The organism is Leptolyngbya sp. FACHB-541, assembly GCF_014695875.1.
In the GTDB taxonomy this organism is placed as follows: Bacteria; Cyanobacteriota; Cyanobacteriia; order Elainellales; family Elainellaceae; genus JAAUTN01.
The window spans coordinates 1-24,037 of sequence record NZ_JACJPC010000124.1 but is presented as its reverse complement, the minus strand read 5'-3'; the positions used below and the strand labels follow the sequence as shown (position 1 = coordinate 24,037).

At 46.8% G+C, this 24,037-nt stretch carries 17 protein-coding genes and 7 pseudogenes; 13 read left to right on the top strand and 11 right to left on the bottom strand.

From position 1 onward, the window contains the following. The 6 genes from H6G00_RS35035 to H6G00_RS27445 form a co-directional block, all read left to right on the top strand. Positions 1-207: hypothetical protein (locus H6G00_RS35035; protein ID WP_206757023.1), on the top strand; the 207-nt coding region annotated here is incomplete at its 5' end. 119 nt (positions 208-326) lie between these two features. After that, a complete protein-coding gene (locus H6G00_RS27465; protein WP_190799157.1) occupies positions 327-3,887 on the top strand; it encodes an NB-ARC domain-containing protein in 3,561 nt (1,186 codons plus the stop codon). Between the two features lie 464 nt (positions 3,888-4,351). Further along, positions 4,352-4,924, top strand: coding sequence for a calcium-binding protein (locus H6G00_RS27460; RefSeq protein WP_190799156.1), 573 nt, complete (start codon positions 4,352-4,354; stop codon positions 4,922-4,924). Between the two features lie 590 nt (positions 4,925-5,514). Further along, positions 5,515-5,985, top strand: coding sequence for a hypothetical protein (locus H6G00_RS27455; RefSeq protein WP_190799155.1), 471 nt, complete (start codon positions 5,515-5,517; stop codon positions 5,983-5,985). Positions 5,986-6,002: 17 nt separating this feature from the next. Then, positions 6,003-6,800 carry a peptidylprolyl isomerase gene (locus H6G00_RS27450; RefSeq protein ID WP_190799154.1) on the top strand — a complete coding sequence of 266 codons (798 nt, stop codon included), beginning with the start codon at positions 6,003-6,005 and terminating at the stop codon, positions 6,798-6,800. Between the two features lie 33 nt (positions 6,801-6,833). Next, a complete protein-coding gene (locus H6G00_RS27445; protein ID WP_190799153.1) occupies positions 6,834-7,952 on the top strand; it encodes a spermidine/putrescine ABC transporter substrate-binding protein in 1,119 nt (372 codons plus the stop codon). A 141-nt stretch (positions 7,953-8,093) separates the two neighbouring features. On the opposite strand, the gene H6G00_RS27440 is transcribed toward H6G00_RS27445, so the two are convergent. The 5 genes and pseudogenes from H6G00_RS27440 to H6G00_RS27425 all read right to left on the bottom strand — a co-directional run. Beyond that, positions 8,094-8,339: a transposase family protein gene (locus tag H6G00_RS27440; protein WP_277881981.1), complete on the bottom strand. Its 246-nt coding sequence runs from the start codon at positions 8,337-8,339 to the stop codon at positions 8,094-8,096. Between the two features lie 24 nt (positions 8,340-8,363). Next, a pseudogene (locus tag H6G00_RS27435) lies at positions 8,364-8,760 on the bottom strand (DDE-type integrase/transposase/recombinase). Then, positions 8,761-9,076: pseudogene (locus tag H6G00_RS35760) on the bottom strand (IS6 family transposase); the annotation flags it as partial. 70 nt (positions 9,077-9,146) lie between these two features. Next, positions 9,147-9,603, bottom strand: a pseudogene (locus H6G00_RS27430) (DDE-type integrase/transposase/recombinase). Positions 9,604-9,667: 64 nt separating this feature from the next. Next, positions 9,668-9,838: pseudogene (locus tag H6G00_RS27425) on the bottom strand (cupin); the annotation flags it as partial. Between the two features lie 257 nt (positions 9,839-10,095). Between H6G00_RS27425 and H6G00_RS35755 the strand changes: the two are divergent. Continuing rightward, positions 10,096-10,191 (top strand): annotated as a pseudogene (locus H6G00_RS35755) (IS6 family transposase); the annotation flags it as partial. Between the two features lie 201 nt (positions 10,192-10,392). Here H6G00_RS35755 and H6G00_RS27420 read toward each other — a convergent pair. Genes H6G00_RS27420 through H6G00_RS27410 form a run of 3 tightly spaced genes read right to left on the bottom strand, consistent with a single transcriptional unit; the run spans position 10,393 to position 12,514 of the window. Next, positions 10,393-10,995 carry a hypothetical protein gene (locus tag H6G00_RS27420; RefSeq protein ID WP_190799151.1) on the bottom strand — a complete coding sequence of 201 codons (603 nt, stop codon included), beginning with the start codon at positions 10,993-10,995 and terminating at the stop codon, positions 10,393-10,395. Between the two features lie 3 nt (positions 10,996-10,998). Then, positions 10,999-11,187, bottom strand: a complete 189-nt coding sequence (locus H6G00_RS27415) for a hypothetical protein (protein ID WP_190799150.1) — start codon at positions 11,185-11,187, stop codon at positions 10,999-11,001. Between the two features lie 19 nt (positions 11,188-11,206). Next, on the bottom strand, positions 11,207-12,514 hold the full coding sequence (locus H6G00_RS27410; protein ID WP_190799149.1) for an NB-ARC domain-containing protein: 1,308 nt from the start codon (positions 12,512-12,514) through the stop codon (positions 11,207-11,209). Positions 12,515-12,850: 336 nt separating this feature from the next. On the opposite strand from H6G00_RS27410, the gene H6G00_RS27405 reads away from it, so the two are divergent. Genes H6G00_RS27405 through H6G00_RS27385 form a run of 5 tightly spaced genes read left to right on the top strand, consistent with a single transcriptional unit; the run spans position 12,851 to position 18,386 of the window. Further along, complete coding sequence (locus H6G00_RS27405; protein WP_190799148.1) at positions 12,851-13,528, top strand: sigma-70 family RNA polymerase sigma factor; 678 nt, start codon at positions 12,851-12,853, stop codon at positions 13,526-13,528. 17 nt (positions 13,529-13,545) lie between these two features. Further along, complete coding sequence (locus H6G00_RS27400) at positions 13,546-14,490, top strand: DUF1822 family protein (RefSeq protein ID WP_190799147.1); 945 nt, start codon at positions 13,546-13,548, stop codon at positions 14,488-14,490. A 27-nt stretch (positions 14,491-14,517) separates the two neighbouring features. Beyond that, positions 14,518-17,082: a CHASE2 domain-containing protein gene (locus tag H6G00_RS27395; protein WP_190799146.1), complete on the top strand. Its 2,565-nt coding sequence runs from the start codon at positions 14,518-14,520 to the stop codon at positions 17,080-17,082. Positions 17,083-17,121: 39 nt separating this feature from the next. Then, entirely contained in the window at positions 17,122-17,901 is a 780-nt protein-coding gene (locus tag H6G00_RS27390) for a DUF928 domain-containing protein (RefSeq protein ID WP_190799145.1), read from the top strand. Further along, positions 17,898-18,386, top strand: a complete 489-nt coding sequence (locus tag H6G00_RS27385) for a hypothetical protein (protein WP_190799144.1) — start codon at positions 17,898-17,900, stop codon at positions 18,384-18,386. Before H6G00_RS27390 ends, H6G00_RS27385 begins: the two co-directional genes overlap by 4 nt. Positions 18,387-18,483: 97 nt before the next feature. Here the strand turns inward: H6G00_RS27385 and H6G00_RS27380 are convergent, their stop codons facing one another. The 3 genes and pseudogenes from H6G00_RS27380 to H6G00_RS35750 form a co-directional block, all read right to left on the bottom strand. Further along, on the bottom strand, positions 18,484-21,570 hold the full coding sequence (locus tag H6G00_RS27380; protein ID WP_190799143.1) for a hypothetical protein: 3,087 nt from the start codon (positions 21,568-21,570) through the stop codon (positions 18,484-18,486). 337 nt (positions 21,571-21,907) lie between these two features. Beyond that, positions 21,908-22,141: a GNAT family N-acetyltransferase gene (locus H6G00_RS36845; protein WP_347278235.1), complete on the bottom strand. Its 234-nt coding sequence runs from the start codon at positions 22,139-22,141 to the stop codon at positions 21,908-21,910. 108 nt (positions 22,142-22,249) lie between these two features. Continuing rightward, positions 22,250-22,618, bottom strand: a pseudogene (locus H6G00_RS35750) (hypothetical protein); the annotation flags it as partial. 619 nt (positions 22,619-23,237) lie between these two features. Between H6G00_RS35750 and H6G00_RS27370 the strand changes: the two are divergent. After that, positions 23,238-24,037 (top strand): annotated as a pseudogene (locus H6G00_RS27370) (glycosyl transferase family 1); the annotation flags it as partial.

Below are 24,037 nucleotides of genomic sequence, written 5' to 3'. Positions count from 1 at the left end.
GCAATAGCTGATGATTTCGGCAGGAAAGCGGTGACGAGAATACATAGACAGAACAGACAGGCAAGACGGGATTCTGTATTTTATCTCTTATCCAAAGTTAAGTTGACAGTACCCAAACGACCACTTAAAAATTTAACAGTACTAGAAGTGTACTTTGATACTCCATTCGTAAATTCAATTCAAGCAGCACTGATTCGCCCGCTTTGACTCATGCAACTCAAAAGATGAACGATTGCAATCTTCGCGCTTTGACAGTAGCACGATCAACTACGATCATAATTTGAGCAGATTAATTTACCTGAGTGCTGCCTGCAAGGGCTCTGTTTATGACTCCTGAGGAAGCCATTGTTTCACTTGATGCCCTGCTGCCCGGACAAAAACTCAAAGACCTGCAAGAGGATGTGTTTCGTTACACCTGGCAGGGCTGGACTTATGCTGAGATTGCTGACCAGGTTGGTTATGATGTCGGACATATCCGCGATGTCGGCGCGAAGCTATGGCAGCAGCTATCGATCGCCTTTGGGGAATCTGTCACCAAAAATAATGTACAAGCAGTTGTACGCAGGCAAACGCTACAGCGGCAATCGGCAACGCTCGACTCATCTGTTGAGAGTCCTGCAAGCGGGAGCACAGCATCTTTGGGGGCGATCGCTCCACCCCAGCCCGCGATCCCGACGCGCCAACACTGGGGAGAAATCATTGATGTGCCCGTTTTCTACGGTCGCATTGAGGAACTCGATCAGCTAGAGCAGTGGATTGTCACTGACCAGTGTCGTCTGATTGCCCTGGTAGGAATGGGTGGCATCGGCAAAACAACTCTGGCAATTAAGCTGGTGGAACGACTACAAGATCGCTTTGAAGTTGTGATTTGGCGATCGCTTCGCAACGCTCCACTGATTGAAGAATTTCTCACGGATATCATTCCCCTGCTGTCTGAGCAAAAATTTGCATTGCCCACAACTCGCGCTGAACTAATTGCACTGTTGATGCAGCATTTACGCTCTTCGCGCTGCTTGTTGGTTTTAGACAATGCTGAAACGGTTTTAGAGCAGGCGGCGATCGAATATGGAGAACTGTTTCAAAAAGTCGGCGCAGAACGTCACACAAGCTGTTTGGTGTTGACGAGTCGAGAAAAGCCGAAACCATTTGACGCGTTAGAAGGAAAAACGTTGCCCGTTCGCACAATCGCGCTCAGCGGTTTGCGGCTCGAAGATGTGCAGGCGATCGTCAAGGCTGAGGGCTGTTTTTATACTTCGGAAGCCGAACTGCACACGCTCACTGAATCTTATTCCGGCAATCCGCTGGCACTGAAAATTGTTTTAACGACCGTGCAAGATTTGTTTGACGGCAGCATTGCACAGTTTTTAGAGCAGGGATCGATCGCATTTGGCAACATTCGTACCCTGATTGCCGAACAATTTCAGCGCCTCTCAGAACTTGAAAAACAAGTGATGTATTGGCTGGCAATCCACCGGGAATGGGCAGGCATTGCCGAACTGCGATCAGATCTGATAGCGGAGCGATCGCAAGTCCAGTTGCTTGAAGCATTGCAGGCACTTAAACGCTGTTCTTTAATTGAGCGAACAGCAGGACGATTTACGCTGCAACCTGTAGTGATGGATTATGTTACCGAGCATTTTATCGAGCAGGTGTATGAAGAAATTAAGACGCAGCATGTTCGCTTGTTTATCAGCCATGCTTTGATCAGAGCGGAGGCGAAAGACTACGTGCGCGAAAGTCAAATTCGCGTCATTCTTGCGCCACTGATGGCTAGGTTATTAGATGAATGGCGATCGCAAACGGCGGTTTTGGATCAACTCGATCGCCTACTCGCCAAACTGAGAGTGGAGTATGGAACTTCAGCTGGATATGGCGGTGGCAATATTATTAACCTGCTGAATTATTTAGACATTGATTTAAACAATTACAACTTTTCAGGTTTGAGTATTTGGCAGGCATATCTACAAAACGTGAGTTTGCGGGGCGTGAACTTTACCGATGCAGATTTAGCAAAATCGGTGTTTACCGAGACGCTGGCAACGCCCGCCGCTGTTGCTTTTAGTCTGGATGGGCAGCTTTTGGCAACGGGTGATCTCAATGGTGAAGTGCGGCTGTGGCGATCGAGCGACGGTAAAAATATCCAGGCATTTCGTGGTCATACAAGCTGGATATGGTCACTGGCATTCAGTCCCGATGGGCGCACCCTCGCGAGCGGCAGTGACGATCGCACCATCAAACTGTGGGATCTCGATACGGGGCAATGTCTGCAAACGCTAGAGGGGCACATTGGCTCGATCTGGTCAGTGGCTTACAGCCCGGATGGTCACTTCGCTAGCGGCAGCGAAGACCAAACCATTAAGCTGTGGGATCTGGGTACGGGGCAATGTTTGCAGACCTTGCAGGGGCATACAAACTGGGTGCGATCGATCGCCTTTTGTCCGATCGCGCCAATTCTGGCGAGCGCGAGTGACGATGCCACGGTCAAGCTTTGGAATCTGCACACTGGAAATTGCGACCGAACGTTGAGTGGACATATTGGTCATGTCTGGTCGATCGCCTTTCGCCCAAACAGTTCTGTTTTAGCAAGCGGCAGCAGCGACTGCACTGTGCGACTATGGCAAGTTGAAACAGGCGAATGTCTGCAAATCATGCGCGGACATACGAATTGGGTACGATCGATTGCCTTCTGTCCGAATGGTCAGCGCTTAGCCAGCGGCAGCGAAGATCAAACAATCAAACTGTGGGATGTCGATACGGGGCAGTGTCAGCGGACACTCAAAGGTCATGCGAACTGGGTGCGATCGGTCGCCTTTAGTCCTGATGGTCAAACCCTCGCCAGTGGCAGCGGCGATCACTGTGCCAAACTTTGGGATGTGGTGACGGGAAACTGTCAGCGGACGCTCAAAGGCTACACCAACCGCGTCTGGTCAGTGGCTTTCAGTCCTGATGGTGAAACGTTAGCCAGCGGCAACGATGACTACACAATTAAGCTGTGGGATGTCAGCAGCGGCAGGTGTACTCATGTCTTGCAAGGGCATCACAACGCCGTCTGTGCGATCGCATTTCATCCTAATGGCGAACTGCTGGCGAGTGGCAGCAGCGATCGAACTGTGAAGCTATGGAATTTGCGATCAGGGCAGTGTTTGTACACGCTGTACGGGCACACGAGTCGCATCTGGTCCGTAGCCTTCAGTCCAACTCAGTCACTGCTTGCTAGCAGCAGCGACGATCACACGATTAAGCTGTGGGATTTGGATACGGGGCAGTGCCGCCAGACCCTGCAGGGTCACACTAGTTGGGTTTGCTCAATCGCCTTCAGCCCCAATGGTCAGCAAATCGTCAGCGGCAGCTACGATGAAACGCTCAAGCTGTGGGATCTGAACACAGGCGAATGTGTGCAAACCTTTGAAGGACACACGATGTGGGTTTGGTCAGTGGCATTTAGTCCAACGGGTGAAACAGTCGCGAGCGGCAGCGGCGACAATACTGTGAAGCTGTGGAATCTGCAATCGGGACAGTGCGATCACACCCTGCAAACAGATTCCAATCGGATTTGGTCGATCGCCTTTAGCCCCAATGGAGATTTTTTGGCAAGCGGCGGCAGCGATCGCACGGTGAAGCTATGGAATCTAGAAACAGGCGAATGCGTTCAGACGCTTGTTGGACACACCAGCCTTGTCTGGTCGGTGGCTTTCAGTCCAAATGGTCGTTGGCTGGCAAGCGGTAGCCAAGATGAAACGATCCGACTGTGGGATCTGGAGACTGGAACTTGTCTCAACCTCCTCAAAGCCGATCGACCCTACGAGCGCATGAACATCGCAGGCGTTACTGGACTGACTGAGGCGCAAACCGCCACGCTGCGAGTGTTAGGGGCGATTTTAGAGTAATCAAATCTTGATCGATTCAAGGTAGGGTGATTAGCGTTTTTGCAATCGCTTGGTTTTGTCGTGGCGATCGCTCCACCTATCCCGATCAGCACTCAACATCAGAATGTGATCTTTTCTGATCTTTGCTCTGACTTTCTCAGACCGACAAACAAAGCGCCAGTTTCTATTCTGAATATGTGAGCGATGAAACCACGAGTTGGGAAGACAAAGCAAACTAACCTGCTGACGATTCACAACTTCCTCAACCTAGGACAGATTCATACTCAGCTCTACTCAGGCTGCCCTTAGAAGCAATCAACCCAAAGCCCCTGCTTTGACCTGATGCTTTCGAGGTAACCCGACCAGTTTAAATCAGGCAAACCGTTGGATCGGACTTGTAGCAAGGCTACAGGTGACTTTGGGCTGGGCGAGGAGCGGACGTTCAACGCTTATATACACTTCCACAATCAAAGGAGAACAAAACAATGGCAGTTATAGGAACCCCAACCGATGGACGCGACGTTATTTTTGGTGACAGTTTAGGTAACGTTATCGATGCTTTAGGCGGCGATGATCTTGTCTTCGGTCAAGGAGGCGGTGATTTTATCTTCGGTGGGAATGGCAAGGACGAGTTGCGAGGTGACGATGGCAATGACTCCCTTGGCGGTGGCGAGGGTGATGACAAACTTGTAGGTGGTAGGGGTCGTGACACCCTCTTAGGTGGCAATGGCCGTGACGTTCTCACTGGCTACTCGTTTGTCGGTGTGGATGAAATAGACGTTCTGAGTGGTGGCGGCGGAGCCGACACATTTGTGCTCGGAGATACGATTGGGTCCCACTACCTCGAATCCGGTTTTGCCACAATTACCGATTTCAAGTCCTTTGAAGGTGACAAAATTCGGATTAACGGCAGTATCGATAAAGGCTATACCTTGATAACAAACCAAAATGTCTCTGGTGGTTCCGCACTAGATACGCTAATCAGCAGAAACGGTAATCTCATTGCGGTTGTGCAAGATATAACCAATGTGTCTACTTCTGACTTCGTTTCTGCCTAGGTCGCAGGTTGTTTAACTTCCACTCAGGCAAAACAGCTAGAGTTCTGTGAGACAGCTCTTTTGCCTGTCCAATCGACTAATAGAACGCGATTTAGCGTGAACTTCGATCGCTCGGCTGCTTAATTAGAGTTAGGTGGAGCGATCGTTCAAAACAATTTTGCTTGGCGATCGCTCCACAAAACCTATTTTCATTTCACATCGCAAAAGGCAACACTCAATTTGGGGTGAGCTTCGATCACTCGATTGTTTCAGATAGCTACCTTTCATTGTTTCGATCGATCTGCTCCAAACTAGCCGCAATGGTAAAAGTCAATTGCGCTAATGTCGCTTTCCTTCTTCATTCCAATTAAAAGGAGAAATCTGTCATGGCTCGCTTAAGCCTACCTGAAAAAGCGGAATATCTATCCTGCGTTCTGCCCCAAAAGCGCTCCAATCGATTAACTGCTCGATGGATCATCGTTAACGAAAGATTGATCTGCAAATGGGTAATCGAATAGCTAAAACTTTATTCCTCAGCGCAGCCCTTAACTTTCATTCGACAATGCTGCTCATTTGCTCACCGAACTTACTAGAAGTTTAGGAGATTTAAGATGATTCATCACGTTTCGATCGCTGCCGACGATCCACTTCGTGTCGCTCAAGTTCTAGCCGAATTGCTAAATGGAAAAGTTGTTCCATTTGCTTCTAATCCAGGTAGCTATGTTGCCCTTGCATTCGACGCTTATGGAACCCTAATTGAAGTGCATCCGCGTGGACTAGAACTTCGACCGGGAATCGGTAAAGATGCCGTTCAGCATCAGGTGAACCCTTACCCCTCTGCTTATACTGCAACTCATGCCGCAATCTCAGTCTCAGCTAGTGAAACTGAAATTCGATCGATCGCAGCCCGTGAAGGTTGGCGGGTCGAGCGCTATAAACGCGGTGATGCCTTCTTTGAAGTCATTGAGTTTTGGATTGAAAATCATTTGCTTTTGGAACTGCTGCCGCCTGAGCTTTCGGCTCAATATCTGACCTTTCTGGAACCGCGATCGCTCAAGGAATTTCTAGCAGCAACAAGCTAGTTTAACGGAGTCATGCTGTGAAGAACACTCTACAATTTTCTAATTCGCTTCTCGAAGACTTCTGTGAAACATTCGCTGCTCAAGAGCAATTACCGCTGCTGACAAACTATCAGTTAATTCCACAACTGCTATGTGAAAGTATAGTCGATCGCGCTATTCTAACCATCGAATGTACCCCGGAAGAAATCGCGTCCGCCTGTGAGCAGTTCTACCAGCGATGGAATTTTACACCCGAACAACAGCAAATTTGGCGATCGCATTGTGGTTTAAGTCAAGTTCAATTTGAAGAAATGACAACGCGATCGCTGCGGATCGAAAAGTTTAAACAGATTACTTGGGAACATAAGCTCAAATCGCATTTTCTTCAGCGCAAGCAAGAATTCGATCGTGTCGTCTACTCGCTTTTGCGTACCAAAGATCAAGACATTGCCCAAGAATTATTCTTCCGCCTTTCTGAAGGTGAGCAGTCGTTTGCACAACTGGCGCAGCAATATTCTGAAGGTGCAGAAGCCGAAACAGGCGGATTAATTGGACCCGTTGAACTCGGTACATTAAACGCCAAATTAGCAGATCTACTTCACACCAGTCAAATTGGTCAGGTGCAACCGTTTGGATTAGGGGAATGGTGCATGATTGTTCGCCTTGAAAAACGAATTCCTGCTCAGCTAGATGAGCAGATGCGCGATCGATTACTGCAAGAAAAGTTTGATGCTTGGTTACAAGAACAAGTGCAGCAGTTGAGCGATCGCGACAAAGCTTGGCTTGGTCTAGTATCGACTGACTTTGCGGAAGCCAATGAAGCTACGGCTGCATAGCCCTAACACATTTCTGGAGATCTGAAAAATACCATGAGACAACAACCAAAAGAGCCTTTTAATCTAACATCGACTCGACGACGATTTTTGCAATTTTCTGCTGCATTTGCGTCTACTGTAGCGTTAGGAAGCTGTCAGCGATCGATTTCAAACGATTCAAGTTCCTCTCAGTCAAGCTCTGATAATTTGCTCCACATTTACACTTGGGCAGACTACTCAAACGAAGAGGTGTACCAGCAATTTACTGAACAGACCGGAATCAAAGTAATTGCTGATGTCTATGACTCAAATGAGACAATGCTTGCCAAGCTTCAAGCTGGAGGAGGAAATCAATACAGCATCATTTATCCTTCCGACTACATGGTGAAGCAAATGATTGAATTGCAGTTGCTAACGCAGATTGACCATACTCGCTTACAAGGACTTGATCAACTGCTAGACGAGTGGAAAAATCCGCCCTATGACCCTCGTAATACGCACAGCATCCCTGTGAGCTGGGGCACAACCGGACTAATCTATAATACTGAAGTTTTGCAATCAGAACCAACCGATTGGGAATTTCTGTGGCGTGAACAGCAGTCGTTATCAGGCAAAATCACCTTGCTAGATGATGTCCGTGAAGTCATGGGAGCAACATTGCGATCGCTCGGCTATTCCTACAACACCACCAATCCGCAAGAACTAGAAACAGCCTATCAAAAATTGCAGGAGCTAAAGCCTGCACTTGCTTCTTTTGAATCATTTGGTTGGGAAGATCGTTTAATTGCTGGAGATTTAGCAATGTGCATGACCTATTCCATTATTGGAAATTCTCTGCCCACAGAGCACCCTCATCTCAAATACGTCATTCCTCAAAGCGGCACGTCGGTTTGGACAGATACACTAGTAATTCCTAAAACTGCACCGAACTCGAATGCTGCCTATACTTGGATAAACTTCATGCTCAAGCCCGAAAATGCTGCTTTTGCTGTTGAGAAATTGTTGTTTGCTACCCCAAACAAAGCAGCCTTTGAGCAATTGCCAAGTGAACTTAAAGAGAATACAAATCTTTATCCAACTTCTGAAATGCTGGCAAAGTACGAAGGCATTGCTCCTGTGGGTAGAGCAGTTGATCTCTACGACCAGTATTGGACTAAGTTGCAAAGTATTTAATTGCTTGCTCTAGATGTAACACAACAAGAAAAATTCAACGGTGAAATGCTCACAAACTTTTTGCCTCCGTTCAGTTTAATTATTAGAGCTGTCGGGAAATAAGAACAAAGTTAGCCTATATGACGGTTCGAGTACTTCTCTCTATGCTGCGATCAGGTAGAAGTTCCATAATCCTGCTGCGGTCAGCATCAGGTGGTCATCAAACTCTGCTTTTCGGTTGCGATAAATGGCACTCACCGCGTTGTAACGCTTGACTCCAGCAAACGCATTTTCACAGACTACCCGCGATTGGCTTAATGCTCGATTCTCCTGCTTTTGCTTGGGACTCAACTCTGCTCCTTTCGGTTTGCGATGCGGGGTTGTATCGCAAAAACTTATAAAGGACAAGCGATTGGTATTGTTTTCATTCCCTTAAGTAGCAATTCCAAAAATCGCTTCGATAAATTTCACTCCAGACACACTGTCCCCTAGTTTGACTCCTTTTACTTGTCCTTTCCGAATCATACTCATCGCTTCGATTCCCCTCAAAGTTCTTCTCGCACTATTGAACGACTTAAACCCCATCATCGGTCTAGTAATTCGCTTGATATTTCTGTGGTCCTGCTCAACCACGTTATTCAAGTATTTCACTTGCCGTAATTCGGTTGTTTCAGCCAGCGTCTCGTCTTCTTTGAGCGCTTCTCTTGCCACTGGGTAAGCCGCATTCTTGTCTACTGTAATAACATCGTGGAGTCCTAGTGTGCTGTGCTTTGAGCACCTTGCGGAAAAATCGGACTGCTGCCTTGCCATCCCGCTTGGCGCTGGGCATAAAGTCCAGAGTATTCCCCTCCGAATCGACAGCAAGGGTACAGATATTTCCACTCACCCTTGATTTTGATGTAAGTCTCGTCAGTTCTCCACGAGTCGTTTGTCGGCTTCAAGTGAGGTCGGATGCGTTTGTCCAGCTCCGGAGCGTACTTCAAAACCCAATGATTGATCGTCGAGTGGTCTACCTCCACCCCCCGTTCCTGCATCATCTCTTCGAGATCCCGGTAGCTCAAGGCGTAACGACAATACCATCGGACGTTGAGCCGGATGATTTGGGGCAAAAAGTGCCACCATTTAAATAGAGCAGAGGTAGACATCAAAGGAAGAGAAGGCGGTTGTGTCGCAAAAACTTATAAAGGACAAACGATCGGTATCGTTTGCACTCCCTTAAGCAGCCATTCCAAAGATTGCTTCAATAAACTTGGCTTGAGACACACTGTCCCCTTGTTTGACTCCTTTGACTTGTCCTTTCTGAATCATATTCATCGCTTCGATTCCGCTCAACGATCTTCTTGCCGTGTTGAACGTCTTAAATCCCATCATCGGTTTCACAATTCGCTTAATATTTCGATGGTCCTGCTCAATCACATTATTCAAATATTTGCTTTGCCTTAATTCAGTCTCTTTTCCAATTGTCTCCTCTTGCTTAAGCGTCTCTATTGCCACTGGGTAAGCGGCATTCTTATCCACTGTAATGACTCGTGGAGGCTGGGTGTGCTGACCCTTGAGTACTTTACGAAAGAAGCGTGCGCAAACTCAGCGAGTAGCGACAATACCACCGTACATTCAGCAGAATGATTTCTGGCAAAAAGTGCCGCCACTTAAACAAAGAAGCAGTAGACATCGTGAAGGAATCGGGCGTGTCTGAGCTTACCAACCTTACCATTGACTGGTTTTTGCGACACAACCATTGAAACTCCCTTTGCACCAGCCGTGCTTTTAGAGATCCCTACAAAATAGGGCAGGCGCTGACGAGTTAGCGTTTCAACGTCAGGGCGCACGGTAACGATCGCACTTAGTGTCTGATCAGGTGATTTAGAGATGTCAGAATGCTCAGAAAATGAATGTTGTACTGTCATAAACCACCTCTTCTAGGAGTCAAAACTTAAAGCCTGAGCGGGTGTTTTTGCTCAATCGCAACTCCTGCAAAGAGTAGATGTGTTCATTCAGTTTAGTCTGTTCGCTCCAGCTCTGCAAAGACCTCTTTTGCCACCACCAACGCATTGAGAGCGGCTGGAAATCCGGCATACACAGCCCTAAACTTTGCCTTCTCCTCCCATGTCTCCTTCCCCTTGGTTTAAGTGGCGGCATTTCTTGCCCCAAATCATCCTGTTCAAAGGATTACCGTCATATTAAACGAACCGTAAAACCGATGATGGGATTTAAGTCGTTTAATAGTGCCAGAAGAACATTGAGCGGCATTGAAGCGATGAAGAGGTTCGCATGGGTGAAACTTATTGGTATCACGGACACCACCGTCCTACATCCTGGATCGCAATCAAAACTTCCGCCGCTGCTGCCCGATCTCCCAAAGCATTAGATAACCGAATTTAGCGCCAATATATCAGGCAGAAAGTCCCGACGAGATTGGAAAGATAACGAGTGGAGTATATTTTGCCAAAGGGGAAAAAGTTTACCCGTTTGCATCTTTGACATCTCGGACGCTAGGGCAATCAAAGCTGAAGCTACGCTCGCCGCGATCGCGCTCAAACCGAATATCCATAGCAATGGCGAGCGCTTCTTGTAACAAATCAGGTGGCAGCTTAGGCGCTAAGATCTTTAGAGCCTTGAGACGATCGTTCTCATACTGAATAGCCTTGGTGGCTGCGAGAGCTTCTTGCAGTGCTTCTTCTTTTAGATTTTGTGGTAGATAATCGCTGATCTCCGTAAGTAAAATTGCTTTAGTTTCTGGGTTCGAGCTTTGCAAAGCATAAGCTAGTCCTTGTTTAGGAACCCGTACATATTTTTGGAGCAGTGCACCTGGTGAAGGGGGCGGTAAATCAGTACTTAGGCTGTTTAAGGTGGACACAATCAGGGCATAGCGGCATTGCAAAGCGATCGCTTGCGATGGATGATCTTCAAAGAGATCTTCCGCTAACCGCCAAGCGAGTGCCACATCGGCAGCAAAAATGGCGGTTTGTCCCAGATGCCAAGCGAGATGAGCATGAATAATAGCCATCATCAGCACATTATTGCAGAGGAGTGCTAGCTGGTCAGCAGCTTTTGCTTCCTCCATGCCTTAGAGAGTGGCAGCCATTGGCGCGGCTACAATCGCATCATCTGGCAAGACCCCCAGCCAAACAAAGTTCTGCCATACTTCTGTGTCATCATCTCGCAATGCATTTAAGCTCAAGTTCAAACAGGCTTCTAAGTGCGTTTCTTCCTTTCGGCGGTGATGGGGTTCTGACACGGTTTCTAGGCGAGTCATTTACTAAGCTAAGCCACAACTAATTTACCTTCTGGCAAACCTGTTCATTCAACTGTTTGTTGATATATTTCATCACTGCAAACTGCTGAGTGTTGTTAACATTATCCCAACTGCTTAACACTGGAGATTCTATTAGTGTATGCTGCAAGTGCGTTTGAGGAACGGAGGATAGTAAATTGGACTGTCGCTGTTCTGCGATCGCCGCTTCCCGATGAATTGCCAACCAGTGCATTAACTGTTGTTCCAACAAACTCAGGTGATCAAACTGGTGAAACAACAAATCATGCATATCTTTAAACAACTGACTCTCCTCAACTAAAAAGGCTGCAACATTGTCATCATAAAAACTCTGAATTGCTGTTGCTGCCAGCTTTAGCGCTAATGGGTTGCCCTGGTAGCGCTCAACCAATTTCTGCACCTGTTCCGTTTGTACAGATAACCCCTTTGCCGCTAATATTGCTCTTCCTTCCTCGATCGATAGTGGCTCTAGTTGCAGTAACCGAACGGCTGCTGTTGGACTTTCTTGAATTGCAATCTCCGTCGGTGTTTCACGACCCGTTAGCAAGATGCTACTTTGATGTCGTCCTTCTCCTAACTGCTGAAACAACCAACCGTAGTCTTCATAACCCAGTCTGTAAGTTCCTATCAATTCACTGCCACCCAAAACTGCTTCAACATTGTCTAGAATTAGCAGACAGCGTTGACGGCGCAACTGTTCTAGCAACTGACGTATCATTGCATCCAGTCGAAGTGGATAGGATGGGTCAGGTGCAACCGCTTGCAACAACTCACTCAGGAAATCGATCAGAGGTGTTGCCTGTCGTAGCGATCGCCATACTACAACCTCAAACTGATCGCTATCCACAAGCTGCTGGGTTAGCTGGGTCGCTAACATGGTTTTGCCGATGCCACCTATTCCAGCGATCGCCACCAATCTGCAACGGTCTTGTACTATCCACTGCTCCAGCACAGCCAACTGCGCCCGTCGTCCACAAAACTGGGAAACATCAGGGGCTTCTCCCCAGTCTACGCAGCTGTACTGCGATGATGCAGATTGCTCCTGCATTTGCCCTTGCTGAGCATACTGCATCAGAACACTTTGCAAATTTAGTTTTGTTACTTGAATTCCTAATTTCCGCGACAGCAGTTGCCATAATTCTGCACCTACATCCTTAATGTAGCTGTACTCGTGATTCAATTTCAGCGAAATCTTTTGGTAAGACTCCTTATTCCAGGCTCCTCGAAAAACACTAAGTTGCAGCTCGCTGAGCGATTGGGGGGCTAGGGCTGGCGTGACGATCGCTAATGCTTCCTCAAAGGTCATCATTAAAACACTCCTGCAAGAACCATTTATCTACCTCTATACAGGTCTCAAAAAATTGGCTCTATTTTTACGCACAGATACTAAATTCGGTTCATTTAGGGCAGATATAAGCCAAGTAACCTTGCAGTATTAAACTTTATCGGAAACTGTTTTGTAGCAATGCTCTGCCGCGCTACAAAACAATTTCCAACCTCAAAAACCTTATCTCCAACAAAGTTTATTCTAAAGAAATTGAACTTTGAGGGAAGAGTGCATATAAATACCGCTGAATTTTTGAGAACTTTATAGAGGTGGATAGCCTCAAGATGGTCTGCCGTCACAAACTCTGTTTAGGAACCGATGAATCAACCGGACGAACGTTTAGAACAGCCCCAACTAGACGATCGCTTGAGACAGCTTGCGATCGCAGCTCAACACCACCCTCCAGGTAGCTCAGCTAGACAACGGGTTTTAACCGAATTAGTCAGTGTGTTGCAGCATTCGGGTAAGCTCTCTCGTCCCCGGCGAGGTCAGTTTCAAATGCTATATGAGGAAATTTATGTAGAAGCACTACAACATCTGTTTTCATTTATCTGTGAACGGATTGATTCCTACAACCCTCAAAAGGGTGAAGTGTTGCAATGGGTCAATTTTCTGCTAAATCAACGGTTTTTTATCATAGCGAGTCGTGAATTTTTACCAACTGTCTATGAGGGCATGGATGCCAGAACGGTTAAGCGTCTAACGTTGGAGAGCTTAGACGAAAGTAACCCGTATGAACTCAATCCTCAACTGATTCCTCATCTTTCACAGGAGGTAAAGGAGTGTTTAGAGGAAGACCCAGAAGGACTGTTTGAACAAGCCTGTGTTGCTAACCATCCAACCGCCAGTTTTCGATATCTTGCTTTGAGGAGGCTAGAAGGATATTCCTGGCAGGATTTGTCTGCCGAGCTCAATATTGCAATTCCAACGCTAAGTAGCTTCTACCAACGTTGTCTGACTCGGTTTGCGCCGAAATTAAAGACTTATTTATCGTAGCCTTAAGAGACCCAAGTATGACCAGTTCCACCGAGCAAGATCTAACGCTGCCTGTTCCACTCACGCTCAAGGGGCACTATACAGCCCAACGGTTTTACCAACAGCATTCTGACCCTCAAAAGGCGAAACAGGTCTATCTCAATACCCTGGCGATCGATGCAGTTCGCTCCTATTTGGGTTGGTTGGGCATTGCAACTAACCTACAAGCAAGCGATAGCTGGAACCCAACTATTCAAGCTCTAGCTGATGTTGCCGATTTAGAAATTCCAGGGCAGGGCAAATTAGAATGCCGTCCCGTGTTACCAGGAGCCACGGTTTGCCGTGTTCCACCCGAAGTTTGGTCTAATCGGATTGGCTATATGGCTGTTCGACTCGATGCAGATCTGCAAACTGCAACTTTGCTAGGCTTTGTGCCAAGTGTAGACACCGAAGAATTGCCGCTTAGTCAGTTGCAGGCGATCGTCACACTGCTGGACTATTTCAAACTACAAAAACAGCCTGAGCCGATCAAGGAGTGGGTTAACTTGGGTCAGTGGATGCAGGGAGTATTTACAGGCGGTTGGCAGGCGATAGAGGAATTATTTGAACCGCAACCGATACTCAGCTTCAGGAGCCTGGAATTATCTAGTCATTCTGGGCAAGCTGGCTTAACGACACGCGGTAAGCTGCTTGAACTGGCACCGCAGTTAGATAGCTATAAAGTGGCGCTGCTGGTAGGGTTAATGCCAAATCACTTATCTCAAGTCGATATTTGGGTGAAGCTCTGTCCAATGGGTGCGGCTCCCTATTTGCCAGAAGATTTGGAAGTTAAGGTGCTGGATGAGCAGGGAATAGCAGTGATGCAGGCACAATCCCGTCAAACGGATATGCTGCAATTGAAGTTTCGGGGTGCATCAGGTGAACGGTTTAGCATTGAAATCACGCTGAATGATATTAGTGTGGTGGAAACGTTTTTTATCTGATGTCATGTAAAGGAATGAGCAAGTGTTGTGCCTACCGATGGAAAGCTAGTAGTTCTCAAGTTTAATGGTGATTTTCAGCAGGGCTTTCAAGTCATGCTGGAGATTGGCAGTGAGCGCGATCGCCCGTCAATTGAGCTGCTTGGAACGTTGCCGCCCAATCCAGAATTAGCTCTACACCTATTTCAATGGCAACAGCTCTATCGCAGTTTGAGTACTGGACATTCAAGCATTAATAGCCGCATTCAGCCACAAGAGATTATCTATGGCGGCTCCGTGAATTACCTGGAGGACTGTCAGCAATCAGCAACAAAAATACAGCACCAGATGACCCGCTGGCTAGAGTCAAGTTCATTTCGCTATCTAGATCAGCGGCTGCGGGAAGTTTTGAGCTTGAATGATTCGATTCGAGTGTTGATTCGGACTCAAGATTCACAGTTACGTCGATTGCCCTGGCATTTGTGGAGCTTCATTGAGCGCTATTCAAAAACCGAAGTGGCATTGAGTGCACCCGTGTCTGAACGAATTGAGGTAGAGCCACTGACAGCAGTCGATCGCAAGGTAAAAATTCTGGCGATTTTAGGAAACAGTCAGAATATCAATGTGCAGGCTGATCGTCAATTTCTACAAGCACTACCCGATGCGACGGTAACATTTTTAGTAGAGCCGCCACGACAGCAGATTAATCAGCAGCTTTGGGATCAGGCATGGGACATTTTGTTTTTTGCTGGACACAGTAGAACGGAGGGCGATCGCGGATTAATTTATATCAATCCACAGGAAACATTAAATCTGGAGGAACTGAAGTATGGATTGAGGCAGGCGATCGCCAAAGGCTTACAGCTCGCTATTTTCAACTCTTGTGATGGATTGGGATTAGCTCAAGCATTAGAACCCTTGCATCTACCCCAAATGATTGTGATGCGAGAACCCGTGCCCGATCGCGTTGCTCAGGAGTTTTTGAAGCATTTATTGTCAGCATTTGCAGGGGGTAAGTCACTTTATCTCTCCATGCGAGAAGCAAGAGAGCGGCTGCAAGGCATAGAAGACCAATTTCCTTGTGCAACTTGGCTTCCGATCATTTGTCAGAACTCAGCGGGAATTCCACTAACTTGGCAGGAATTGGTCAACGGTGTAACGAACAAACATCTTCAAACTCTTGAATATCTCGGTACAGAGATTCGTGCTAATCAGATTCCGCTTGCTAGTACTCCACGAGTTACAGATACTATTCGTGATCGCCGCAATGAAGTTACTTCTAATTCCACCCAAAATCGATGGCATTTGATTCGCCAAATTCGCAACAGATGGTTTGTGGTATTGGTCAGTTTAGTTGTAACCGTTGGAGTTACCGGTATTCGTCCCTTAAGCTGGATGCAAGTTTGGGAGCTGAGCGTTTATGATCAAATGCTACAACAGCGACCGGATGAAGGATCAGATCCGCGTCTGTTAATCGTTGAAGTCACAGATGCCGATATTGAGGCACAGCAACAAAATGGAGAACTGTTAGAGCGGCGATCGCAATCAACTCAATCATTCAATCAACCCGTTGAGATATCGCTGTCTGATCAATCCCTCACCCGGCTATTAGGTGTTCTAGAGCAACATCAACCTCGTGTGATTGGATTAGATATCTACCGCGACTTTCCTGTAGATCCTAATCAAGCAGAATTAGCGGCTCGTTTGGGGCACACTCCGGGACTCATTACCGTCTGTAAAGCAGAAGATTTTGATGATCCAACGATTCCCAGTATTAATCCACCTCCAGAAGTGCCGCCAGATCGAGTGGGTTTTAGTGATTTTAGAGAGGATAGTGACGGCATACTCCGCCGTCATCTTCTGGGGATGCTGCCATTATTGCGAACTCAAGCCTCTCGTTGCAATGTTGAGCGCGCCTTTAGTGTTCAAATTGCTGCTGAATATTTGCATCATCAACAGATAACCACTCAATTTACTGCCAACGGTGATTTACAGTTGGGGGATCAGGTGATTAAAGTTTTGCGATCAAATCGTGGCAATTATCCGCGATCAGAGTCAGGTGGAAGCGAAATTTTGCTGAACTACCGTTCTACGAAGGAAATTGCTGCCCGCGTCACACTCCAGCAACTCTTAAATCATCAAATTAATCCTGAATATATCAAAGACAAAATTGTTTTAGTAGGGGTTACAGCACAAGGAGGAGAAGATTATTGGTTTACTCCAACAAATTCTAATGTTGCACTACCGGGTGTGTTTGTTCAAGCCCATATGATTAGTCAACTGCTAAGTGCAGTGTTAGATCAGCGTCCTATCTTAAAGGTTTTGTCGCAATGGCAAACGTTGGGTTGGGTGTGGACATGGGCACTAGTGGGGGGCATTTTAGTATCCTGGCAATGGCAGTGGAAGAATGTGAGGCGATCGCTGATTCACACCGCCATATACATGACAGTTGCCACATTTTTCCTATACGGACTGTGTTTTTTGGGTCTGCTGAGGGGCAGATGGCTGCCATTTATTCCGTCGCTGTTAGCTCTGATTTTATATAACAGCATTGTGGTCATTTATTTGATTTGTCGATCGAAAAAGGGTTCTACCTCTTCATCACGGCAACTTTGAACGGTGTGATTTTGCACAAGTAGCGTGGTTTTAGACAATATGACAAAGGTTTCGACTCGATTTAATTCTTCAAAACACATCTTAGTATGGACAGGTGTTTTGCTAATAGGAAGCATGGCGATCGACTTCGTATTTCCTCATGCCCAAGCTAACTCTGTTGCATTAGACTCACTTCAAACCAAACAAGTGAGAGGACAGGTTCCAGGACGAAGAAGCGGCGGTGCACGACGCGGAGATTGCCCGGTCCCCTCAACCGAATTAACGGCACTGGTTCCTATGACCGAAGTTCCAACGGAGACTCTGCCTGAAACCTATGTCGGAGGCAGTACAACGGTTGAATATCCAACGTTTTGGTTTTATGTTCCCTACTCGCAGACTGCCGACCTATCTGCAGAATTCATTTTGCAGGATGATACAGGTCAAGATGTTTACCGAATCACATCAGCCGACTTGTCTGCATTTGAACAGATCCCAGGCATTATCAGCATTTCCCTTCCCTCTACGATCGCCCCTTTGGAAATCGGTAGGGTTTATCAATGGTACTTCAAGTTGAACTGTGGAACAGAGGCACCAACGTATGTGCAAGGCGGCATCGAGCGAATTCCCCTTGAGCCAGATCTGGCATATCAACTTGCTCATGCGTCTCCTCAGGAGCGAGTAAATCTCTATTTAATGAATGACATTTGGTATGACGCAATCACCATGTTAGCTCAGCTTCATCGCAACAATCTAAGCAATACAACAATCGAATCCGCTTGGATAAATTTGTTGCAGTCACTCGAATTAGAAAACATTCCAACAGATTTAGAAGAAAGATGAAAAGAGAGAAACTAATCCTCATTTTTCTGGCTGGAATGGCTACCTTTAGCTATTTCTCGTCAAGGGCGATCGCAAGCTATTTTTCGTCAAATGCGATTAGCGCGAAGCGCAACTCCGAAGGAATCGCAGAACGACCTGTTGGTTCCCTTGCCCTGTCGGATTTGGATGAGAATTTGCTAAGTCAATCCGTAGAGTTGAGGCAAGAAGTGGAGCAAGCGTTGGAAGAGGTTGGACAAGACGATGTAGGATGTGTAGCGCCCCTGATTCGTCGTCCTTTTACGGATCTTAATAACACTAGAATTGCTCCTTTTTCTTGTTTCTTTACCGATAACCGATCCCTCATAATTCAAGCTGAAAATCTTGCCATACTGCCCAACGGCGAAATTACTCAACTTGAGGAATTGCTCAAGCGCAACGGCATTCCTCAAGGAGTTCTCATACAGTTTAGTTTGACATCCTGGCAGTGGACGGATGCAAATCATTAAAGTGCTGTTAATGAAGCCACGGAGACAGACAGATAATTTCTACTGGAATTCGTGTCTCGAATTTTTGGACTTGTTGCTTAATTGAGTCCAGAATGAGTTACTCATTCCCGATAGTTTTTGTAACAGAACTCTGTTTCGTAGCTTGGTTGGGCAAGCAGGCCCCTAAGTTCATTCCTGACACCGGTGCAGCAGTGGTTGCGACTCTGGTTCTGCTCTGTGACTTCCAATGCTGATACTTGAGTAAGGGAAATGAAGCAACCTGTTTGGCAAGCGCCCAAAAAAGCACGTAGCTTGCTAACAAGCGTTCAAATGAGCTGAAGCGCGCTTCGGTTAATGCCTCGATCACAGCTTGTTGATCCAGTGGAACTGTTTCTTTGAGCAGAGCGTTTGTTCTACTTCTTAAGATAATCGCGTCACTAAAGCCTTTACGAGCGATCGCTGGATTATGCCCAAGCGTGACCACCTCTGGGCCTGTGCCAGTGTTTCTGACTCCATCGGATTGTTTACCTGTCATGATCGCAGCATCTTCATCACATCGTTGTATCTGACTGCGACGTCCGTCAGGTACGCCCAGAAGTACCAAAGTACCTCTGGTCACTCGATGCCCAAATTGGTGCAGCATGTGATCCTGCGGATTAGCGCCATGGATATCCAAAGAGGCAACTCCGTAGCTGAGAGAAAAAAGTTTGCTGACGTAGGATTCTAGGAGTTGATGCACCCAAGGCACATCTCCGATCACCAAAACTCTCTTGCCTGTGCGGGCTAAAAGTTGTCTGCGCTGAAGATAACGAAGTCCCAGCGTCCACAGCCAAGGACCAAAAATAGCAATTCCAATGTCGGCTAGGGTGAGAACCGGATGAAGCAGTGTTAGTATTCGTGAAATCAGATCGTGAGGGAAGAAAAGTCCCAGCAAAATCAAGAGCAAGATCGTTTGAGTGATTGGAATGATGTATCCGAATGGAATTGTCCATCCAAGCACGACCAGTACATACACAGCATGAATTGCCCAAGCAAGCGGAACTTCAGTGACATGAAGTGCCCACTTGCGACCAGTACGAATCAGCTTTCGATTTTCTGGAGACTTGAGCCTCATTCCCCTAGCAGTAGTTCCAGTGATCAAAGCAACGCTGCGATCGAGAAAATCTGCCTTGATGGTCTCAAGGATTGCTAAGCTTTCTTCTGTAAATGTCATCCCTAAAGGGCTTGAGTCAGGAAACACTTGTCTGACTCCGTGAGCAAGATAAAGCAAAAGCTCTGTGAGCGTTTGATGAGCGGCGGCGGCAGTCAAGGTAGCAGGCTCAGCCGTTCTTTGCCCGCTGCCATTGGTAAAAATTCTGCGGCTAAAAGCAGCCCCTTTAACGTAAGATTGAGCGATCGCGAATCCCATCCGGCTGTTTAGCTCACCTGTTAAAATAAATAGCCCGCTAATGGCTCCTGCTCGGTAGAAATTATCAAGGGCATGAGTCGCGTGCAGGGTTGGAAAGGTTTGACCAGACTGACTGATCATCAGCACGACCGAGTCTTTACCCAAGTTGAGACTTTGAAGGTCGTACTGTAGTTGTCTTAATACCCGATTTGCAGACAGCGTCTTGATATTCAAGTGAGGAAAGAGTGTTTTTAAGTCCTGAGCAAATCTTTCGCCGACCCACAAGCTATTCTCGATGCCAGTAATCAAGAAATCAACAATTTGTGATTGCTCCAGTTCGTTTGCTAGTCCTGTTCTGAGCATTTTTTCTCGCTTTTCATCAAAGCGCTTAACTTTTTCAATAAGGAGACTTAACAAGTGCTCTGCACTTTGAGAGTTACAAGATCTCGGATTGAGCCAGGTTGCCTCGATCGCTTTAAGCACCTGCGGAATTTCTTGAATGTCGCTTGCAACCGGATCTTGAGTTTCAACTTTAGGAAGCTGAATATATGGATTGTTCTGCATCGGCATCGATCGCTTTTCTAGCTCTGACTCGAGCAGTTCGCGACCCTCTGCCATCGAATAGACCGTGACGCTGTTTGTGCCCACTAAGGCTACTTCTCCAGCTTCTTGATCTAAATCTAAACGGTAGGAGTTTGGCATTCCTACCAACACCGAATTCACAGCAGCAGGTTCTGAAGCATAAACCATGTAAGCTTCCGGCAAATTGAACCCGATCGTCATCGGCTGTCCTTGAGAACTCAGCACTAAGCTCTCCTCACTAAGAGTCGAGACTGTAACCAGACCGAAGCTGCCTTCAGCCCGTGACATAAATATCCGCGTCGCCCGGTACAGATCATTGTGTAGAAACGCATCAATTGCCGCTCTTACAAAAGCAGTCTGCTCCTCCTTGGAACGCTGGCTGGGTAAGATATCTTTGCTAGCCTTTAAAAGCTGAGCCTCAAGATGACTCAAAGATTCTTTGTGAGGTAGAAGCTCTGCATCATTGTGTTTTTGCCAGATCTCCTCATAAATCTCAGCCCAGCGACTTAGTTCTTGTTGGGAAGGAGCAGTGTTGGGCGCATGTTTAGCAGGTTTTCGCCCACCAAAAGCTGCCTCAATCGATCCAGCAACCTCAAGTTGGTAAGCCAGTTTCAATGAAGCATCCCACATCCCCTGAGTGATTAACAAATCCATCAGCCCAGATACTTTAGGGGAATCTCCAGTCGTAAAATTAGGGGTGTGTAACACTCTTTCGAGCCACAAACCTAGGTTTGCATTGTCAATTTGTTTGCCAAAGATTTGAAAAGTATCAAGATCTCCGTTATGAGTAATGCGGTGATTGACATTTTTTATACTGCGAATCCATTCGCCGTCTTTAATCTGCCAAACGATCGCGTTTCTAGCTGGCATCCATTCATGCCAGTGAGTCTCAAGAATGGCAGGAGGGCTGCTGGTTCCGTAGCGATAATGCCATACTCCCATTACGACTGACTCTAGCGGCTTTGTGCCTTTAGAAGTAGCTTCGTGCCTGGCAAGTTCAAAAGCGTCTTCCAAAGATTGTGTAAGATTATTCCGCTTCCGATTCAAGACTTTTTCACCAACAAACGTAATCTGGTTATTTTTATCACGTGCTAAAGTCAATCCACCTCCAGCTTGTTCGCCTCGAATCTCGGTTTCACGCCCCATTTGCTTAAAAGTTTCTACAACTCGTGCTGGTAGAAGCTCTTGTCCGTCTTCAAGAACTCGTTTACCTAAAAACCCAAAATTGCCGCACATCGTTTACCCTCTTATTAAGTTGAAGTTGTTGTAAGTCAAGCAGTAGAACGACCGCAAAATTACTTTTTGCTGAGTCGCTGTAGGGCTCATACGTTTTCTCCTAGTGACTTACTTAGAGGGTCAGCCTGAATTGCTTCTGTGTTTTCCCGGACGCACCGATTTAGGTTGTTCATCCTTTTCCTTTGCAGTGTCAGCTTTGCGAGGTTGTAAGCGATACCTCACAAGGTTCTCAAGCTTTAAAGGCTAAAATTATGCAGTTTCAGAAAAAATTGTGCAGTACGGCTAGGTATTGATGCTCCTGTAAATCGAGGTTGCAGCACTGCGAAAAAGAATCACTTCAGAAGTTGAAAGTGGAGAGCGGTTGCCATGGATAAATTTTGATGGGGAAGCATTCTTGAAAGCCCATTCGTTGATACACAGGTCCCATCGCAGATGCTTGCAGGATAGCAACTCGATATCCTAACTCTTGAGCGTCTTCCAGAGCGGTTTGCACTGTTTGTGTCGCAAATCCTTTCCCTCTTGCTTCGGGTAGTTTAGAATTTCTTCGGACGAAGGGTCGGAAGTTATTCAGGGAAGTTCGCCTCAGTACCGAAACGACCCACTTACTATGCTTTGATAAGTAATACTCACCGTATAAAAGCTTTAGAGCTTGATTACTTCTTACCCCTCTTTGATCACTTTAAACAGATGAAAACATCAGTTGCAAGTTGAGCCAATGCACCAGTGGGCAGACAAACTGATTCATCTGGTGCATCAATTGCTTAAATCCAGCTTCTAATGACGCAATCGGAAAAACCTCCAACCATCGTTTAAGCCAGTTGAAACAAATCAACGGTTGAATAACCAATCGTAGGTTATTCAATAAGTTCTTCCAATTACTCTAGTTGCTCCACCAGAAATGTTGTGCAAACTGCTGATGGGCAAGAGGACAAGCATCATTAAAGGCATCAGCACCCGCTGACCAGAGCCGTTAGCTTTCAAATACGAACAAACGATCCACCCTAATGATGAGCACCATGGAAGACAAGATCTCTCGCCATCGCCTTAAGGTTGATTTCGAAGACACGGACGCCGGTGGTGTCGTCTACTACGCGAACTACCTGCGCTACATGGAGCGCGGCCGCAGCGAGTAGCTGAGCGAGCTGGGCTTTGAGCAACGGCGGCTCTCTGAAGAGCAGCAGGTCGGCTTCATCGTCCTGCACGTGGAGATCTCAAGGCACCAGCGCGCCTAGACGATCAACTTGTTGTCTGCACCGGTCCGCTCTCGCTTGGTCGGGCTGGACTGGTTCTACTCCAAGAGGCTCACTTCCACAAATCGGGTGCTACCGCAGTCTCCGCAAAGATCGAAATGGTGTGCATCAACGCCCAGACCATGCGTCCCACCAAGATCCCTCCTGAACTGCTTGAGAAGCTGCGCGCGTGTCTTCCGGAAGCAGAGGTAATGTCCTAATGTACGTTTTCACGACAGATGGTGGGGCTTTCAAATTCGTGGCGTATCTCTCCTAAGTTCTTTCTCGTCAGGGCTTACGGCAACGTGATGCGATTACTCCACAAAAGAAACAGCTTTGCATCACGCTCCGCCCATTTCCTCCATACGTACATCAGCTCAGTCTATTAATAGTTAGCCTTATCTGAGTTCATGTTCTACTATTCATTTTGGGGATCTTATGACTCATTTCGGTATAATTTGCCCCACAGGAAGCCATCTTACAGCTTGTTTTCCCTTAGGATATGAGCTTCAGCAACGTGGTCATCGTGTAACCTTCTTGAACATTGTAGATATTCAGGACAAAGTCTTAGCTGCCAACTTTGGTTTTAGGGCTATTGGCATAGATGAACGCCCCAGTGGATCGGAAGCAGAAATTTTGGCTCACAGAGGTAAACTCAGTGGAATCGCTTCTTTGAAGCACAGTCTTAAAACTAAAGATGTGCGAATCATCCTTCGGGATGCTCCAGACATAATTCAATCTGAAGGAATCGAAGCATTATTAGTCGATCAATGTTCTCCGGCTGGAGGAACGGTTGCTGACTTTCTAAATCTTCCCTTTGTTAGCTTATGTAATGCGCTGCCCTTGAATCGAGAGATTGGCATTCCGCCAATCTTCACAACCTGGCAATACCAGACAAATTGGCGCGCAAAGTTACGGAACCGAGTTGGTTATACATTAGTGAATCGATTAACAAAGCCAATTAGACAATTAATGGCTGAGTATCGGCAAAGGTGGAATTTACCTCCTCATACCCACCCAAATGATATGTATTCCAAACTGGCTCAACTTAGCCAGCAGCCATCTGAGTTTGAGTTTCCTCGCAGAAACCTACCACCACACTTTCATTTCACTGGTCCCTATCATAGTGCGATTGGAAGAAATATCACGCCCTTTCCTTGGGAGCAGTTAACTGGGCAGCCCCTAATCTATGCTTCGATGGGAACAATTCAAAATCGTCTCCTACCAGTATTTGAGGC

Coding starts and splice junctions, on each gene's coding strand:
- H6G00_RS27465 (WP_190799157.1), top strand. CDS start 327: ATGACTCCTGAGGAAGCCATTGTTTCACTTGATGCCCTGCTGCCCGGA.
- H6G00_RS27460 (WP_190799156.1), top strand. CDS start 4,352: ATGGCAGTTATAGGAACCCCAACCGATGGACGCGACGTTATTTTTGGT.
- H6G00_RS27455 (WP_190799155.1), top strand. CDS start 5,515: ATGATTCATCACGTTTCGATCGCTGCCGACGATCCACTTCGTGTCGCT.
- H6G00_RS27445 (WP_190799153.1), top strand. CDS start 6,834: ATGAGACAACAACCAAAAGAGCCTTTTAATCTAACATCGACTCGACGA.
- H6G00_RS27420 (WP_190799151.1), bottom strand. CDS start 10,995: ATGGAGGAAGCAAAAGCTGCTGACCAGCTAGCACTCCTCTGCAATAAT.
- H6G00_RS27415 (WP_190799150.1), bottom strand. CDS start 11,187: ATGACTCGCCTAGAAACCGTGTCAGAACCCCATCACCGCCGAAAGGAA.
- H6G00_RS27410 (WP_190799149.1), bottom strand. CDS start 12,514: ATGATGACCTTTGAGGAAGCATTAGCGATCGTCACGCCAGCCCTAGCC.
- H6G00_RS27405 (WP_190799148.1), top strand. CDS start 12,851: ATGAATCAACCGGACGAACGTTTAGAACAGCCCCAACTAGACGATCGC.
- H6G00_RS27400 (WP_190799147.1), top strand. CDS start 13,546: ATGACCAGTTCCACCGAGCAAGATCTAACGCTGCCTGTTCCACTCACG.
- H6G00_RS27390 (WP_190799145.1), top strand. CDS start 17,122: ATGACAAAGGTTTCGACTCGATTTAATTCTTCAAAACACATCTTAGTA.
- H6G00_RS27385 (WP_190799144.1), top strand. CDS start 17,898: ATGAAAAGAGAGAAACTAATCCTCATTTTTCTGGCTGGAATGGCTACC.
- H6G00_RS27380 (WP_190799143.1), bottom strand. CDS start 21,570: ATGTGCGGCAATTTTGGGTTTTTAGGTAAACGAGTTCTTGAAGACGGA.